Annotated in this window: 11 protein-coding genes; 8 read left to right on the top strand and 3 right to left on the bottom strand. The window is 65.0% G+C overall.

Annotated elements, in window-relative coordinates; genetic code table 11:
• Nucleotides 1–35 precede the first annotated feature (35 nt).
• Complete coding sequence (locus tag C4K27_RS09660) at nt 36–2435, bottom strand: sensor domain-containing diguanylate cyclase (RefSeq protein WP_053260268.1); 2400 nt, start codon at nt 2433–2435, stop codon at nt 36–38.
• A 126-nt stretch (nt 2436–2561) separates the two neighbouring features.
• Entirely contained in the window at nt 2562–4832 is a 2271-nt protein-coding gene (gene rlmKL, locus C4K27_RS09655) for a bifunctional 23S rRNA (guanine(2069)-N(7))-methyltransferase RlmK/23S rRNA (guanine(2445)-N(2))-methyltransferase RlmL (RefSeq protein WP_007932188.1), read from the bottom strand.
• 556 nt (nt 4833–5388) lie between these two features.
• On the opposite strand from rlmKL, the gene rmf reads away from it, so the two are divergent.
• Nucleotides 5389–5604 carry a ribosome modulation factor gene (gene rmf / locus C4K27_RS09650; RefSeq protein ID WP_002553055.1) on the top strand — a complete coding sequence of 72 codons (216 nt, stop codon included), beginning with the start codon at nt 5389–5391 and terminating at the stop codon, nt 5602–5604.
• A gap of 135 nt (nt 5605–5739) precedes the next feature.
• Here rmf and C4K27_RS09645 read toward each other — a convergent pair whose 3' ends face one another.
• Complete coding sequence (locus C4K27_RS09645; protein WP_053260267.1) at nt 5740–6759, bottom strand: quinone-dependent dihydroorotate dehydrogenase; 1020 nt, start codon at nt 6757–6759, stop codon at nt 5740–5742.
• Between the two features lie 243 nt (nt 6760–7002).
• On the opposite strand from C4K27_RS09645, the gene C4K27_RS09640 reads away from it, so the two are divergent.
• The 7 genes from C4K27_RS09640 (at nt 7003) to C4K27_RS09605 (ending at nt 17968) form a co-directional block, all read left to right on the top strand.
• Nucleotides 7003–8214 carry a CmpA/NrtA family ABC transporter substrate-binding protein gene (locus tag C4K27_RS09640; protein WP_053260266.1) on the top strand — a complete coding sequence of 404 codons (1212 nt, stop codon included), beginning with the start codon at nt 7003–7005 and terminating at the stop codon, nt 8212–8214.
• A 15-nt stretch (nt 8215–8229) separates the two neighbouring features.
• A complete protein-coding gene (locus C4K27_RS09635; protein ID WP_007932173.1) occupies nt 8230–8805 on the top strand; it encodes an ANTAR domain-containing response regulator in 576 nt (191 codons plus the stop codon).
• A gap of 332 nt (nt 8806–9137) precedes the next feature.
• Nucleotides 9138–10349, top strand: a complete 1212-nt coding sequence (locus tag C4K27_RS09625; RefSeq protein WP_053260265.1) for a nitrate/nitrite transporter — start codon at nt 9138–9140, stop codon at nt 10347–10349.
• 7 nt (nt 10350–10356) lie between these two features.
• On the top strand, nt 10357–12027 hold the full coding sequence (locus C4K27_RS09620; RefSeq protein ID WP_053260264.1) for a bifunctional protein-serine/threonine kinase/phosphatase: 1671 nt from the start codon (nt 10357–10359) through the stop codon (nt 12025–12027).
• 456 nt (nt 12028–12483) lie between these two features.
• Nucleotides 12484–14937 (top strand): nitrite reductase large subunit NirB, encoded by a 2454-nt coding sequence (nirB, locus tag C4K27_RS09615; RefSeq protein WP_053260263.1) that lies wholly within the window; start codon nt 12484–12486, stop codon nt 14935–14937.
• Nucleotides 14934–15251 carry a nitrite reductase small subunit NirD gene (gene nirD / locus C4K27_RS09610; protein WP_009042925.1) on the top strand — a complete coding sequence of 106 codons (318 nt, stop codon included), beginning with the start codon at nt 14934–14936 and terminating at the stop codon, nt 15249–15251. The genes nirB and nirD overlap by 4 nt, the downstream gene beginning before the upstream one ends.
• Nucleotides 15251–17968, top strand: coding sequence for a nitrate reductase (locus C4K27_RS09605; RefSeq protein WP_053260262.1), 2718 nt, complete (start codon nt 15251–15253; stop codon nt 17966–17968). Before nirD ends, C4K27_RS09605 begins: the two co-directional genes overlap by 1 nt.
• Nucleotides 17969–17976: the final 8 nt, after the last annotated feature.

Raw genomic sequence — 17976 nt, 5'->3', positions numbered from 1 at the left:
ACAACCTCGCGTCACCCCACTTCTGCGCCCCCTGCCTACCCCATCTCGGCCTCGACCCGGTCGCGCCCAGCCTGCTTGGCCGCATAGACCCCGGAATCCGCCCGCAGCAACAGCCCGTCGGCCCCTTCGTGCTCCCGCCAGCTGGCGATGCCGAAACTGGCCGTGACAATGCCCACGCCATCGATTGGCGAGCTGCGCAGCCCGCGCCACAGCTCCTCGGCCAGGACATAGGCCTGCTGGCCATCGGTGTCCGGGCACAGCACCATGAACTCTTCGCCGCCCAGCCGGCAAAACACATCCGTGCGCCGCAGACGAAGGCCGATGCGCTCACAGACACCGCGCAGCACCATGTCGCCGATGGCATGCCCGTACTGGTCGTTGATCCGCTTGAAGTGGTCGATATCCAGCATGATCACCGCCAGGCTGCCCACCCCGCGCTCGACCCGCGCCATTTCCGTCTGCAGGCGCTCCTGGAAATAGCGGCGGTTGTGGATACCGGTCAGCGAGTCGGTGACCGACAGGGCCCGCAACTCTTCCTCGACCCGCTTGAGGTCGGAGATGTCCGACAGATAGCCATGCCACAGCACCCCGCCCCCCGCCAGCTTTTCCGGGGTCGCTTCGCCGCGTATCCAGCGCAGGCCGCGCTGTGGCAACTGCACCCGATATTCCTCGCGCCAGGGGCTGAGTTTCTTCGCCGAGGTCCAGATCGAGCCGCGCACCCGGGCCACATCGTCCGGGTGAATACGCTCGAACACCGGGTTGGCATCGCGCTGCAACTGCTGTGGATCGATCTCGTAGATGTCGCGGATGCCGTCACTGACGTAGCTGAAGCTGGAATGGCCTTCGGCATCCACCTGAAACTGGTAGATAGCGCCCGGCACATGGGCGCTGAGTTTCTTCAGCAGGCGATCGCGGGCCGCTAGCGCCTCGTGGACCCGCTTGCGTTCGGTGATGTCGATACAAATCGCCAGGTGCCCGACCCATAAGCCATGATCGTCCAGGACCGGGGTGGCCAGCATGTTCACCACCAGATGACTGCCATCGCGGCGCATCAGGGTCCACTCGCGGGTTGCCTCGCCACGCTCTTCGGAACCGTCCACCAGCATCGCCTGGCACATCGGGATCTGCCGGCCGTAACGCTGGCTCAGGGCTTGCGCGCGCTCATTCAGCTCCGCGGGCAGGTGCAGGCTTTCCAGGGTCAGGTGGCCCACCACCTCGGCGCTGCTGTAGCCGAGCATATGTTCGGCGCCGGCATTGAAGGTGCTGATCACACCCCGCAGGTCGGTGGCGATGATCGCCACCTGGGTCGCCGCATTGAGCACGCTGCGCAGCTGCCCGTGGGTGCCGCGCAATTCCTGCTCCCTGACCCGCAGCTCCCCGGTGCGCTGCTCCACCAACCGCAGCGCGCGCTGCCGCTGGCTGACCAGGACATACAGCAGGGCACTGAGCAGCAGGCTCAGCAGCGTGCCCAGGACCACCTGGCTGGACACCGAAGAATGGTTGGCCTGGAGGAACACCGCGCTGGGGCGGATGTTCACCTGGTAATCATGATCGGCCAGGCTCAGCACCCGGCTCACCGCCAGCGGGCTGTCCCCCGGGCCGTTGCTCGATTCATAGAGTTTGCCGTACGACTCGGCGGTCGACAGGTCGATGATCTGCACGAACAGGTTGTCCTGACGCTGCTCGGGCAGACCATCGACCACCAACTGGCGCATGCTGATCACCGCGATCACATAACCGTAAGGCTCGGGGGACGACATGGCCACATCGGCGCGCAGGCTGACGGGAGTCGCCAGGATGATGCCGCGCGCGTAGGAAGGCTCGACTCCGACCAAGCGCACCGGCTGCGAAACCGCCACGCCGCCACGCCGCCGCGCCCGCTCGAGAGTGTCGCGACGCATTGGCTGGGCCAGCAGGTCGAACCCCAGGGGCGAGCCCAGCGGGCTTTGGGTCTGGCTGTAGAGCACCGGTATGTACTCATCGCGCTCGGCGGCTCGCTGCAGCTTGCCTTCGGCATTCAGGTCGGCAATGAAATAATCCGGCGCCCCCTGTTCCTGCGCCATGCGCTCGAACAGCGCACGCTCGGCACCCCTGACGCGCGGCGCCCAGGCGTAGGCCTGGGTGCGATGCAAGAGCGGTTGGGTGTAGCCGTCGAAATCCTGGCGCGAGACCGCGCCGGAATTGATGAAGAAGCGCTTGAGACCATCCAGGCGCTGCTCCTGATCTTCGAAGCGCTCTTCGATGCGGCTATAACGTTCGCTGGCCAGCAGCTGGAAGCGTTGGCGCAACTGCTGCTGATACAGATTGAGGGTCGACCAGGCCAGCAGCCCGGTCAATACACAGCCAAACAGCAATACCACTAACGCGACCAGCCAGGCCGACACGTCTTCGCTGATGAAGCCCAGGATTTTCGGGCGTACCGAGTGCAACGACATAAGCAAAACTCATAACGCCAGCGAACATGAGCGTCACATGGGCTTGCATTGAGTTATAGCTATTCGCCACTAATTTGGCTAGAGCAAAGAGCCTTGAAAATCAAGGCTCTGTGGATCCAATCAACCTCAGCGGGCGGTGATTTTCCAGGCCCGGTGGATCTTGCCGTTACGGGCGAAATCCGGGTCGATGGTCTTGGCGGTGATCTCCTCGACGGCATAACGTGCCGCCAGGTTTTCCTCGAGCTGGAACTTGCGGAAGTTGTTGGAGAAATACAGCACGCCACCGCTGGCCAACCGGGCCATGGCCAGGTCGAGCAGTTGCACGTGGTCACGCTGCACGTCGAACACCCCTTCCATGCGCTTGGAGTTGGAGAAGGTCGGCGGGTCGATGAAGATCAGGTCGAACTCATCGCGGCAAGTCTCCAGCCAGGCCATGACATCGCCCTGCTCCAGACGGTTCTTGTCGGAGAAACCGTTGAGCGACAGGTTGCGGCGCGCCCAGTCCAGGTAGGTTTTCGACAGGTCGACGCTGGTGGTGCTGCGCGCGCCGCCCTTGGCCGCGTGCACACTGGCGGTGGCGGTGTAGCAGAACAGGTTGAGGAATCGCTTGCCGGCAGCTTCTTTCTGGATCCGCAGGCGCATCGGCCGGTGGTCGAGGAACAGCCCGGTGTCGAGATAGTCGGTGAGGTTGACCAGCAGCTTCACGCCACCTTCGCTGACCTCGGTGAACTTGCCCTGGGCGCTCTGGCGTTCGTACTGCTTGGTGCCGCTCTGGCGTTCGCGGCGCTTGATCACCACCCGGCTCTTGTCGACGTTCAACGCTTGCGGAATGGCCGCCAGGGCATCGAACAGACGGGCCTGGGCCTTTTCCGGGTCGATGGATTTCGGTGCGGCGTATTCCTGCACGTGCACCCAGTCGTGGTACAGGTCGATGGCCAGGGAGTATTCCGGCATGTCGGCATCGTAGACGCGATAGCACTCGACGCCTTCACGCTTGGCCCACTTGCCCAGCAACTTGAGGTTCTTCTGCAGGCGGTTGGCGAACATCTGCCCGCCCTCGCTCAGGCGCGCCTGCTCGACCACGGGGGCTGGCGCCGGCGCCGGTTTGATCGGGTTGCCGTTCTTGTTGTACTGGCGCTCCTGCGGAACCAGCGGCGCCTTGTCGGCCTCGGCCTGTTCGCGTTCGATCTGCCGTTGTTCCGGGGTACGCCGCTCGCCAGTGACGAACTGGTCTGGCTGCACCTTGATCAACAGCAGCTTGCACGGCAAGGCGCCGTTCCAGAACGAATACTGCTTGTGGCTGCGGATGCCCATGCGCTTGCCCAGGTCCGGCGCGCCGGTGAATACCGCCGCTTCCCAGCCCAGGCAGGCCTGACGCAGGCGCTCGCCGAGGTTCTGGTAGAGATACAGCAGGCTGGCTTCGTCACCCAGGCGCTCGCCGTAGGGCGGGTTGCTGATCACCAGGCCTTTCTGGTTCTGGTCCGGGCGCGGCTCGAAGGTCGCCACTTCGCCCTGGTAGATCTTGATCCACTCACTGAGGCCGGCGCGCTCGACGTTGTTGCGCCCTGGCTGGATCAGCCGCGGGTCGGCTTCGTAACCGCGAATCCACAGCGGCGGCTTGGCCAGGCCGGCCTGGGCCCGCGCCTGGGCCTCTTCATGCAGCTTGCGCCACAGGGCCGGGACGTGACCGAGCCAGGCAGTGAAACCCCATTGCTCGCGCTTGAGGTTGGGGGCGATGTCGGCGGCGATCATCGCTGCTTCCACCAGGAAGGTCCCCACGCCGCACATCGGGTCGGCCAGGGCGCCACCATTGGCCGCGATACGCGGCCAGCCGGAACGGATCAGGATCGCCGCCGCGAGGTTTTCCTTCAGCGGTGCCGCGCCCTGCTGCAGGCGATAGCCGCGCTGGTGCAGGCTGTGGCCGGACAGGTCGAGGGAGAGGATGGCTTCGCCGCGATCCAGGCGCAGGTGAATGCGCAGGTCCGGGTTGAGCTTGTCGATGGAGGGACGCTCGCCGGTCGGCGTGCGCAGCCTGTCGACGATGGCGTCCTTGACCTTCAAGGCGCCGAAGTGAGTGTTGTCGATGCCCGAGCCGTGGCCGCTGAACTCCACCGCCAGGGTGCCGTCCGCCAGCATGTGGTCCTGCCAGTCGACGTCATGCACGCCGTGATAGAGGTCTTCGGCGTCCTTCATCGGGAAGCGCTTGAGCACCAGCAGTACCCGGTTGGCCAGGCGCGACCAGAGGCACAGGCGGTAGGCGGTCTCCATATCGGCCATGCCGCGCACGGCCGAGGTATGTTCGCGCGCGTCTTCAAGGCCAAGCCCGGCGGCTTCCTCGATGAGCAGGCCTTCAAGGCCTTTGGGACAGGTGAGGAAGAGTTCGTAGCGATCCGACATGGGAGTTCAGGGCCTTTAGCAATAAGTGAACGGACAACGCATCGTCCGCCCGGTTTTCAATCAAGCGCTTTTCTTGAAGAGCGCTCGCGTGGCACGAATCTGTGCCGTCCCGCCCCTGCTGTTCAGCTCGCCGCTAGCGGTGACCACTGGGGTCAAAAGAGCTTAGATGCCGGGGCAGATAATAAAGTCAGCGAAACAAAAGGTCATAACTCGACCTTTCATCGAATAATACCTGAGTGCAACGGAATGGAATTCTCACTAAAGCATTAAGCCCATCATCCAGTAAGAGGCTGATCAGAGCGAGGTTTGCCTGATCAACCCGATGTAAAGCCGGCCGTTCTTATGGCTTCAACATCATTATCGTTACGTCCTTATGACAAAACGATCATTCCATCGTTGTGACGCATTGGTTAGAAATCAACTCAGGTTGGCGCCGCAATGACGCCAACGCCACGCTCGCGACGCCGGCAGCGAGCACCAACGGCAGAAGCATTCTGCCCGGCCTCAAACGAGGCCGACGGGACATAAGACAGTCAACAAGTGAGGGAAACACCCTATGAGAAGACTTAAGCGTGATCCGTTGGAAAGAGCATTTTTGCGCGGATATCAGTATGGCGTTCATGGCAAGTCCCGTGAGCTTTGCCCCTTTACTCTACCGTCGGTACGCCAAGCCTGGATCAATGGCTGGCGCGAAGGACGCGGCGACAACTGGGACGGTATGACCGGCACTGCGGGAATCCACAGACTCAACGAACTTCACGCCGTCGGCTAAAACAGGGCACACATTCCGACACCAAAATCTGAATACGTAACGACTTAACCACGCACGTCCCATCCGGACGGCGGGCTGCGGCCCAGGGGCTCCTTTAAGGAGCCCTTTTTATTGGCCGCGCAAAAGCCGCTGTCCTCAGCGCAACGCGGCGATCGCGTCCACCGACTCGCGAATCAGCGCCGGGCCCTTGTAGATGAAGCCCGAATACAACTGCACCAGGCTGGCGCCGGCAGCGATCTTTTCCGCCGCATGCTTGCCTTCGGTGATACCGCCCACCGCAATGATCGGCAAACGCCCGGCCAGCTCGCCCGCCAGCACCTTCACGGTGTGGGTGCTCTTGTCGCGCACCGGCGCACCGGACAGGCCGCCCGCCTCGTCGCCATGCTCCATGCCTTCGACGCCGACGCGGCTCAGGGTGGTGTTGGTGGCGATGACCGCGTCCATCCCGGTCTCGATCAGCGCTTGCGCCACTTCGGCGGTTTCTTCGTCGGTCATGTCCGGGGCGATCTTGATCGCCAGCGGTACCCGCTTGCCATGCTGCACCGCCAACTCCTGCTGACGCTGGCTGAGGGCGCCGAGCAGCTGCTTGAGCGACTCGCCGAACTGCAGGCTGCGCAGGCCCGGGGTGTTGGGCGAACTGACGTTGACCGTCACGTAGCTGGCGTGGGCATACACCTTGTCCAGGCAGATCAGGTAGTCATCCACCGCGCGCTCGACCGGAGTATCGAAGTTCTTGCCAATGTTGATCCCCAGCACGCCCTTGTACTTGGCCGCTGCCACCCGGGCCAGCAGGTAATCGACGCCCAGGTTGTTGAAGCCCATGCGGTTGATGATCGCTTCGGCTTCCGGCAGGCGGAAGATCCGCGGCTTGGGGTTGCCCGGCTGCGGACGCGGAGTGATGGTGCCGATTTCGACGAAGCCGAAACCCAATTGGGCGAAGCCGTCGATGGCCGCGCCGTTCTTGTCCAGGCCGGCCGCGAGGCCGACCGGGTTCGGGAAGTCCAGGCCCATGACCTTCACCGGCATCTGCGCCGGCGCCTTGCACAGCAAGCCATTGAGGCCCAAACGCCCGCCCGCGCCGATCAGGTCCAGGGACAGATCGTGGGAGGTTTCCGGGGAGAGTTTGAACAACAGCTGGCGGGCCAGGGTATACATGGGCGGGCTTGACTCGGTGGCGGCGAAATGAGGCGGCGATTATAGCCGGGCATGGGGGCCGCAGGCGAGGCACGCGGCGAAATCAGCGGTGAATGGCATATGCCTTGCACCACAACCTGCATCAGCACCCAGGCCAATGGCGGCGTGGGTCGAAAGACAAAGGCGTCGTTACCCCGCCGGCTCTGCCTGGCGCGCGGGTGCGACGTTTTTTTATGGACGCTTTTTTATGGAGGGCTCCACCCCATGAACGAACTCCCCGTCAGCCCGCTGGCCTGGGTCAACGGCAGCGATGCCCCGGAAAAGACCGCGATCAACCTCGGCTTCATGGCCTTGAGCGACTGCGCCTCGGTGGTGGTCGCCGCCACCCAGGGCTTCGCCCAGCCTTACGGCCTGACCCTGAACCTCAAGCGCCAGGCATCCTGGGCCAACCTGCGGGACAAACTGGTGAGCGGCGAGCTGGATGCCGCCCACAGCCTGTACGGCCTGATCTACGCCGTGCACCTGGGCATCGGCGGGGTCAACGCCAGCGACATGGCGGTGCTGATGGGCCTGAACCAGAACGGCCAGAGCATCAACCTCTCGCGAGAGCTGCAAGCCCTGAACGTGACCACTCCTGAAGCGCTTCACCGGCACGTGCACCAAAGCCGGGCAAGGCTGACCTTCGCCCAGACCTTCCCCACCGGCACCCACGCCATGTGGCTGTATTACTGGCTGGCCGCCCAGGGCATCCACCCGTTGCAGGACGTCGATAGCGTGGTGGTGCCGCCGCCGCAAATGGTCGCGCACCTGCAGGCCGGGCGCATCGACGGTTTCTGTGTAGGCGAACCCTGGAGCGCCAGCGCGGTGAGCCAGAACCTGGGCTTCACCCTGGCCACCAGCCAGGCGATCTGGCCCGACCACCCGGAAAAAGTCCTCGGCTGTACCCGCGCCTTCGTCGAGCAGTACCCGAACACCGCGCGGGCCCTGGTCATGGCGATCCTCGAGGCCAGCCGCTTCATCGAGCAGAGCCGCGAGAACCGCCAGAGCACCGCGCAACTGCTGAGCGCCCGCGAGTACCTCGATGCGCCGCTGGACTGCATCGAGCCGCGCCTGCTCGGCGAATATGCCGACGGCCTCGGCCACCGCTGGCAGGACCTGCACGCGCTACGCTTTCATAATGAAGGCGCGGTCAACCTGCCGTATCTGTCCGACGGCATGTGGTTCATGACCCAGTTCCGCCGCTGGGGCCTGCTGCGCGAAGACCCGGATTACCTGGGCATCGCGCGCCAGGTGCAGCAACTCGAGCTCTATCGTGAAGCCGCCACCGCCGTCGGCGTCGCGTCCTGGGGCCAGGACATGCGCAGCAGCCAGTTGATCGACGGCAAGCTATGGGACGGTTCGGACCCGGCCGCCTATGCCCGCAGCTTCCAGCTGCACGCCATGAGCGACAGCTCCCCTCTTCTCGCCAGCCGCTGACAGGAGCCCGAGACCATGTTGCGTATCCTGCTGATCAACGACACCGCCAAGAAGGTCGGTCGGCTCAAGGCGGCCCTGATGGAAGCCGGTTTCGAGGTGATCGACGAGTCGGGCCTGACCATCGACCTGCCGACGCGCGTCGAAACGGTGCGTCCGGACGTGATCCTGATCGATACCGAATCACCGAGCCGCGATGTGATGGAGCAAGTGGTGCTGGTCAGCCGCGACCAGCCACGGCCGATCGTGATGTTCACCGACGAGCACGACCCCGACGTGATGCGCCACGCCATCAAGTCCGGGGTCAGTGCCTACATAGTCGAAGGCATCCAGGCCCAGCGCCTGCAGCCCATTCTCGACGTGGCCATGGCCCGCTTCGAGAGCGACCAGGCCTTGCGTGCGCAGCTGCAGGCCCGCGACCAGCAACTGGCCGAGCGCAAGCGCATCGAGCTGGCCAAGGGCCTGTTGATGAAGATGAAAGACTGCAACGAAGAACAGGCCTACACCCTGATGCGCCGCCAGGCCATGAGCCGCCAGCAGAAGCTAATCCAGGTGGCCGAGCAGATCATCGCCATGAGCGAGTTGCTGGGCTGAAAGCTTGCGGTACCGGTGCGGGCCCCATCGCGGGCAAGCCTCGCTCCTACGGAGAAAACCGTGAGTTTCTGTAGGCGCGAGGCTTGCCCGCGATCCGGAACACCAGGACTGCAACTCTTGGCACAAATCTGGCTATGTAATCGATACAGGTAACCAACGGCGGTTGCCCCACCTACGACAAAGACGTCGCACACCCTTCTCGCCCCAGGCGAAACGGGTTGCGGCGTTTTTTCGTTTTGGCCCCACAGCCCGGGGCCGGTGGAGCGGCCGTAATGGCGCCCCACGCAAAAGCTCATGACTCCTTTCGAGACTCTTAACAGCTGAGGTGCGCGATGAATTCAAGCTTCTGGAAATCCGGCCACACCCCGACATTGTTCGCGGCCTTCCTCTACTTCGACCTGAGCTTCATGGTCTGGTATCTGCTCGGCCCGCTGGCCGTGCAGATCGCCGCCGACCTGCAACTGACCACCCAGCAGCGCGGGCTGATGGTGGCCACGCCGATCCTGGCCGGCGCCGTGCTGCGGTTCGCCATGGGCCTGCTGGCCGATCGCCTGTCCCCCAAGACCGCCGGGCTGATCGGCCAGGTGATTGTCATCGGCGCGCTGTTCTGCGCCTGGAAGCTGGGCATCCACAGCTATGAACAGGCCCTGCTGCTGGGGCTGTTCCTGGGCATGGCCGGCGCTTCGTTCGCCGTGGCCCTGCCGCTGGCCTCGCAATGGTATCCACCACAGCACCAGGGCAAGGCGATGGGCATCGCCGGGGCCGGCAACTCCGGCACGGTATTCGCGGCGCTGTTCGCGCCGTTGCTGGCCGGTGCCTTCGGCTGGAGCAACGTGTTCGGCTTCGCCCTGATCCCTCTGATCCTGACCCTGGTGCTGTTCGCCTGGCTGGCCAGGAACGCTCCGGAACGGCCCAAGGCCAAATCCATGGCCGACTACTTCAAGGCCCTCGGCGACCGCGACAGCTGGTGGTTCATGTTCTTCTACAGCGTGACCTTCGGCGGCTTCATCGGCCTGGCCAGCGCCCTGCCCGGCTACTTCAACGACCAGTACGGCCTGAGCCCGGTCACCGCCGGCTACTATACCGCCGCCTGCGTGTTCGGCGGCAGCCTGATGCGCCCGCTGGGCGGCGCGCTGGCCGATCGTTTCGGCGGCATTCGCACCCTGCTGGTGATGTACAGCTTCGCGGCGGTGTGCATCGCCGCGGTCGGTTTCAACCTGCCCAGCTCCTACGCGGCCCTGGCCCTGTTCGTGTGCACCATGCTCGGCCTGGGTGCGGGTAACGGCGCGGTCTTCCAGTTGGTGCCACAACGTTTCCGCCGCGAGATCGGGGTGATGACCGGGCTGATCGGCATGGCCGGCGGCATCGGCGGTTTCGCCCTGGCCGCGGGCATGGGCGCGATCAAGCAAAGCACCGGCAGCTATCAACTGGCCCTGTGGCTGTTCGCCAGCCTGGGTGTGCTGGCCTGGTTCGGCCTGCACGGGGTGAAACGCCGCTGGCGGACCACCTGGGGCTCCGCCGCCGTCACGGCGGCGCGGGTCTGAGCCGTCCATGAGCCTGCGACTGAGCCACGCCCAGGCCAGCGCCATCGGTCCGCGCGCGGAGAACCAGGACGCCTTGCGCCTGGTCACCCCGGCGCCGACCCTGGCCGCCAGCAAGGGCCTGCTGTTCGCCATCGCCGACGGTGTCAGCCAATGCGCCGACGGCGGCCTGGCCGCGCGCTCGACCTTGCAGGCGCTGGCGCTGGACTACTACGCCACCCCGGAAACCTGGGCCGTGGCCCAGGCCCTGGAACGCCTGCTGCTGGCGCAGAATCGCTGGTTGCAGGCCAACGGCGGCGGCCAGCCGCTGCTGACCACCGTCAGCGCCCTGGTGCTGCGCGGCCGGCGCTTTACCCTGGCCCATGTCGGCGATTGCCGGGTCTATCGCTGGCATGCCGATCAGTTGCAACGCATCAGCGACGATCATGTCTGGGACCAACCCGGCATGCAGCATGTGCTCAAGCGTGCCCTGGGCCTGGACCAGCACCTGGTGGTGGACTTCCTCGACGGCGAGCTGCGGGAAAACGAAAGTTTCCTGATGCTCAGCGATGGCGTCTGGGCGACCCTGGGCGACACCGCCATCGCCGCGATCCTGCGCGACCAGCCCGACCTCGACAGCGCGGTGCAGACCCTGGTCAGCGCCGCGCACCTGGCCGGTAGCCAGGACAATGCCAGCGCCCTGCTGGTGCGGGTCGAAGCCCTGGGCGAAAGCTCCATCGGCGACGCCCTGATTCACTTGCAGCAATGGCCACTGCCGCCGCCTCTCAAACCGGACCAGCACTTCGAAGGCTGGCAGGTCGTCGAGGTGCTCGGGCACAGCCAGCAATCGCTGCTGTACCGCGTGCTCGATGCGCAACAACAACCCTGGCTGCTGAAAACCCTGCCCGGTCATCTGCACGACGATCATCAGGCCGGGCAATCGCTGCTGTCAGAGGAGTGGTTCCTGCGCCGGGTGGCCGGCCGGCACTTTCCCGAAGTGCATGCCGCGACCAGCCGCCAGCATCTGTATTACGTGATGCGCGAATACCCGGGGCAGACCCTGGCCGAGCATCTGCAACAACATGGCCCCTTGCCGCTGGCACAGTGGCAGGACCTGGCCGAGCGCCTGCTGCGGGCCGTGGGCCTGCTGCACCGCCGGCAGATCCTGCACCGCGACATCAAGCCGGAAAACCTGCTGCTCGGGGACGACGGCGAACTGCGCCTGCTGGATTTCGGCCTGGCCTATTGCCCCGGCCTGTCCGAGGACCAGGCGCACCTGCTGCCCGGCACTCCGAGCTATATCGCCCCCGAAGCTTTCAACGGCGTGGCGCCGACACCGCGGCAGGACCTGTACGCGGTAGGCGTGACCCTCTACCACTTGCTGACCGGGCATTTTCCCTACGGCGAAATCGAAGCCTTCCAGCGCCCGCGCTTCACCACCCCGGTCAGCGCCAGCCGCTATCGGCCGGACCTGCCGGACTGGCTCGAACAGAGCCTGGAACGCGCGGTACAGGCCGATCCGGCCCAGCGCTATGAAACCGCCGAAGAGTGGTTGCTGGTGCTGGAACAGGGCGAGCGCCGCAGCCTCAGCGTGCGCCCCAGACCGCTGCTGGAACGCGAGCCCTTGAAAGTCTGGCGCACCCTGGCGCTGGTCTCGCTGTTGCTCAACCTGCTGTTGCTGTACCTGTTCCTGCATCACTGACCTCACTGTTTTCCTGTAGCCGCTGCCGCAGGCTGCGACCGGCACCGCAGGGGCCGCAGAACCTGACGACGCGGTTTTACCCGCAGGTAGGGAATGCCGCCTTACGCCGGCTACGCCGTCGATCGCAGCCTGCGGCAGCGGCTACAGGGATCGCGCAGCGTGCGCCAGAAGTGGGCAAGACGCTTTGAATCGGTGCAGAAAACCCACCTTACCGGCCTGAGACAGGTTTCCAGGCCTACTGAAACCGCCATTGGCGGGACTTGGCACAACCGCTGCATTAATTCTCCCAACAGCACATACGACCCGGCCTTCAACGACGAAGGATGGGTTTTCCCGAGAGAACGGGACCGGACAAAGGCGTCCTGCCAGGCAACTGGCGGGGCGCCTTTTTTGTTTGCGCAACGTTTATCGAGCCAGGCCCGGCACGCCCGACGGCCTGTCTACGCGGAGAGCGAAATGAACAAACTCAAGCTGGTGATGATCGGCAACGGCATGGCCGGGGTACGCACCCTGGAAGAGCTGCTCAAGCTGAGCAATGAGCTCTACGACATCACGGTCTTCGGCGCGGAACCCCACACCAACTACAACCGCATCCTGCTCTCCCCGGTACTGGCCGGCGAACAGACCTTCGAAGAGATCGTGCTCAACGACCTGAGCTGGTACCTGGACAACCACATCAAGCTGCTGCTCAACCGCAAGGTGGTGCAGATCGACCGGGTCAAGCGCCGGGTGATCGCCGAAGACGGCAGCGAAGCCGAGTACGACCGCCTGCTGATCGCCACCGGCTCGACCCCGTTCATCCTGCCGATTCCCGGCAACGACCTGCAGGGTGTGATCGGCTACCGCGACATCGCCGACACCCAGGCGATGATCGACACCGCCAAGACCCACAAGCACGCAGTGGTCATCGGCGGCGGCCTGCTCGGCCTGGAAGCCGCCAACGGCCTGATGCTGCGCGGCATGGACGTGACCGTGGTGCACATCGGCGAATGGCTGCTGGAGCGCCAGCTGGACAAGACCAGCGGCCAACTGCTGCAAAGCGCCCTGGAAAGCCGCGGCCTGAAATTCCGCCTGAGCGAACAGACCCAGGCCCTGCACGACGCGGGCAATGGCCGGGTCGGCTCGGTGCAGTTCAAGAACGGCGACATCATCCCCGCCGACCTGGTGGTGATGGCCGCCGGCATCCGGCCCAATACCGAGCTGGCGGAAAAAGCCGGGCTGCCGTGCAGCCGCGGGATCCTGGTCAACGACACCCTGCAGACCTACGACCCACGCATCTACGCCATCGGCGAATGCGCCAGCCATCGCGGCATCGCCTACGGCCTGGTGGCGCCGCTGTTCGAACAGGCCAAGGTCTGCGCCAACCACCTCGCTCAACTGGGCTTCGCCACTTACAAGGGCTCGGTGACCTCGACCAAGCTGAAAGTCACCGGCATCGACCTGTTCTCCGCCGGCGACTTCATGGGCGGCGAAGGCACCGAGACCATCACCCTCTCCGACCCCATCGGCGGCGTGTACAAGAAGCTGGTGATCAAGGACGACATCCTGGTCGGCGCCTGCCTGTATGGCGACACCGCCGACGGCGGCTGGTACTTCCGGCAGATCCGCGAGAACCACGCCATCGGCGAGATCCGCGACCACCTGATGTTCGGCGAGAACGCTTTGGGCGACGTCGGCCACCAGGGCCAGGACAAGGCCATGAGCATGGCCGACAGCGCCGAAGTCTGCGGCTGCAACGGCGTGTGCAAGGGCACCATCGTCAAGGCGATCCAGGAGCACGGCCTGTTCAGCGTCGACGAGGTCAAGAAGCACACCAAGGCCGCCAGCTCCTGCGGCTCCTGTGCCGGCCTGGTGGAACAGATCCTGATCAACACCGTGGGCGGCGCGGCCGACGTCAAGCCGAAAAGCGAGAAAGCCATTTGCGGCTGCAGCGACCTCAACCACGGACAGATCCGCCAGGCGATCCGCGAACAGCACCTGCTGACCATCGCCGGCACCATGAGCTACCTGAACTGGCGTACGCCCAATGGCTGCGCCACCTGCCGCCCGGCGCTGAACTACTACCTGATTGCCACCTGGCCGGGCGAGGCCAGGGACGACCCGCAATCGCGCCTGATCAACGAACGGGCCCACGCCAATATCCAGAAAGACGGCACCTATTCGGTGGTGCCGCGGATGTGGGGCGGCGTCACCACCCCCTCCGAACTGCGGCGTATCGCCGACGTGGCGGACAAATACCAGGTGCCGATGGTCAAGGTCACCGGCGGCCAGCGCATCGACCTTTTGGGTATCAAGAAGCAGGATTTGCCCGGGGTCTGGAAAGACCTGGACATGCCCTCCGGCCACGCCTACGGCAAGTCCATCCGCACCGTGAAAACCTGCGTCGGCAGCGAGTTCTGCCGCTTCGGCACGCAGAACTCCACCCAGCTGGGCATCGAGCTGGAGCATGACCTGTTCAACATGTGGTCGCCGCACAAGGTCAAGCTGGCGGTCTCCGGCTGCCCACGCAACTGCGCCGAGGCCGGGATCAAGGACGTCGGCATCATCGGCGTCGACTCGGGCTGGGAGATGTATATCGGTGGTAACGGCGGGATCAAGACCGAGGTCGCGGAGTTCTTCGTCAAGCTGAAAACCGCCGACGAAGTGCGCGAATACAACGGCGCTTTCCTGCAGCTGTACCGCGAGGAAGCCTTCTACCTGGAGCGCACCGTGCACTACCTGCAGCGGGTCGGCATGGCGCACATCAAGCAGGCCATCATCGAAGACCCGCAACGGCGCAAGGCCCTCAACGAGCGCCTGCAATTCTCCCTGTCCTTCGAACAGGACCCGTGGAAGGAACGCCTGGAACAACCGCAGCTGAAAAAAGAGTTCGAGCCGATCCGCGTCAAGCAACTGGAGGTGCTGCCATGAACTGGCTGGATATCTGCGCCCTGGACGAGATCAACGCCCTGGGCTCGCGCATCGTCAACGGCCCCAAGGGCGATATCGCGATCTTTCGCACCAGCGACGACGAAGTCTTCGCCCTCGACGACCGTTGCCCGCACAAGGGCGGGCCGCTGTCCCAGGGGCTGATCTACGGCAAGACGGTCGCCTGCCCGTTGCACAACTGGCAGATCGACCTGGAGTCCGGCGAAGCACAGGCACCGGATATCGGCTGCGCCCATCACCATCTGGCGCGGGTGGAAAACGGCCGCGTGCTGCTGGCCCTGCGGGATGCCGGCTGATGAACCGCCAGACGACCGCCTCGACCTGCTGTTACTGCGGCGTTGGCTGTGGCGTGCTGATCGAGCACGACGGCGAACGCATCCTCGGCGTCAGTGGCGACCCGAGCCACCCGGCCAACCACGGCAAACTGTGCAGCAAAGGCTCCACCCTGCACCTGACCGGCGACCTCGCGGCCCGCGCCCTGTATCCGGAATTGCGCCTGGGCAAGGCCCTGGCGCGCAGCCGCACCGACTGGGACAGCGCACTGGAACACGCGGCCAACCTGTTTGCCGAAACCATCGCCGAACACGGCCCGGACAGCGTGGCCTTCTATATCTCCGGGCAATTGCTTACCGAGGATTACTACGCCTTCAACAAGCTGGCCCGGGCCCTGGTGGGCACCAACAACATCGACAGCAATTCGCGGCTGTGCATGTCCTCGGCGGTGGTCGGCTACAAACGCAGCCTGGGCGCCGACGCCCCGCCCTGCAGCTACGAAGACCTCGAACTGAGCGATTGCGTGATGATCGTCGGCAGCAACATGGCCTACGCCCATCCGGTGCTGTTCCGCCGCCTGGAGCAGGCCAAGCGCCTGCGGCCGCAGATGAAAGTGATCGTCATCGACCCGCGACGCACCGACACCTGCGACCTGGCCGATTTGCACCTGGCGATCCTGCCCGGCACCGATGTCGCGCTGTTCCACGGCATCCTGCACCTGCTGCTGTGGCAGGACTGGATCGATCGCGACTTCATCCAGGCGCATACCGAAGGCCTGGCCGAGCTGAAGAACCTGGTCCACGACTACACCCCGCATATGGTCGCGCAGCTGTGCGGCATCAGCGTCGAGCAACTGCGCCAGTGCGCCGAATGGGTCGGCACCTCGCCGAGCTTTCTGTCGCTGTGGTGCATGGGGCTGAACCAGTCCACTGCCGGCAGCGCGAAAAACAGCGCACTGATCAACCTGCACCTGGCCACCGGGCAGATCGGGCGCCCCGGGGCCGGCCCTTTCTCCCTCACCGGCCAGCCGAATGCCATGGGCGGCCGGGAAACCGGCAGCCTGTCGAACCTGCTGCCGGGGCACCGGGACGCCGCCAACCCGGAGCACCGGGCTGAAGTCGCGGCCTACTGGGGCGTCGAGCAATTGCCGGCCAACCCCGGCCTGACCGCGATCGAGCTGTTCGAACAGCTGCGCGGCGGCAAGATCAAGGCGCTGTGGATCGCCTGCACCAACCCGGCGCAATCGCTGCCCGACCAGAACGCGGTGCGAGAAGCCTTGCTGGCCTGCCCGTTCGTGGTCCTGCAGGAAGCCTTTCGCACCACCGAGACCGCGGCCTTTGCCGACCTGCTGCTGCCCGCCGCCAGCTGGGGCGAGAAGGAAGGCAGCGTGACCAACTCGGAACGGCGCATCTCCCATGTGCGCCGCGCCGTGGCCGCGCCGGGCGAAGCACGCCCGGATTGGGCCATCACTCTGGACTTCGCCCGGCGCCTGGAACAGCGCCTGCGTCCGCAACAGCCCAGCCTGTTCGCCCTGGATACGCCTGCCCAGCTGTTCGATGAGTACAAACTGCTGACCCGCGGCCGCGACCTGGACCTTTCCGGCATCAGTCACGCGCTGATCGACCGTATCGGCCCGCAGCAATGGCCCTTCCCCGCTGGCGCCGAACAGGGGACGCCGCGGCTGTACGTCGACGGCCGCTTCCCCACCGCCAGCGGGCGGGCGCACTTCGTCAGCGACCCGTATCGCGCGGCCAAGGAACAGCGGGATGCGCGCTTCCCCCTGACCCTGATCACCGGCCGCCTGCGGGATCAATGGCACGGCATGAGCCGCACCGGCACCGCGGCCCAGCTGTTCGGGCACGTCAGCGAGGCCGTCCTCAGCCTGCACCCGGACGAACTACGCCGGCAGAACCTGCAAGCGGGTGACCTGGTCTCGCTGAAAAGCCGTCGCGGCAGCGTGACAGTCGCAGTAGCGGATGACGACAGCGTGCGCCCGGGCCAGGCTTTCCTGCCGATGCACTGGGGCGATCGGTTTCTCAAGGGCGGCGTCAACGCCGTGACTCAACCGGCGTTCGATCCACTGTCCAAACAGCCGGAACTCAAGCACAGCGGTGTACGCCTGGAGCCGGTCCAACTGCCGTGGCAATTGTTCGCCCTGATCGAAGGCGACGTGCAGCGGCATTTCGAAGCCCTGCGCCCGCTCTGTGAAAGTTTCGCCTACGTCAGCCTGAGCCTGGCCGGCCGCGAACGCCCGGCCCTGTTGCTGCGGGTGGCCAACGCCGAGGCGCCGGCGCCGCAACTGCTCAAGGACATCGACCAGTTGCTGGGGCTCAACGAAGGCCCGGTGCTGGCCTATGACGATCCTCGGCGCTCCATCGGCAAGCGGGTACGCATCGAACAGGGGCGGATCACCGCCATTCGCCTGGCCGGTGAAACCCTGGCCCGGCACTGGCTGCAGAACCTGTGGCTGGAAGGCAAGGCCGATGAGCAACTGCGCCGCTGGCTGCTGGCGCCGATGAGCGCACCGCCAGGGGCTGCCGGGTTGATTACGTCGAACGGCAAGACCTTGTGCAACTGCAAGAACGTCAGCCAAAGCGCAGTCTGTGCCGGGATCTCCCGCGGCCTGGACCTCGATGGCCTGAAACAGGAGCTGGGCTGCGGCACTCAATGCGGCTCCTGCGTCCCCGAAATCAAACGTCTGCTGGCCAGCTCGGCACAGCCCGTCGCAATCCCCCTGTGAGGAAACAA

The organism is Pseudomonas chlororaphis subsp. chlororaphis, from assembly GCF_003945765.1.
Taxonomy (GTDB): Bacteria; Pseudomonadota; Gammaproteobacteria; order Pseudomonadales; family Pseudomonadaceae; genus Aquipseudomonas; species Aquipseudomonas chlororaphis.
This window is presented reverse-complemented; position numbering and strand designations above follow the sequence as displayed.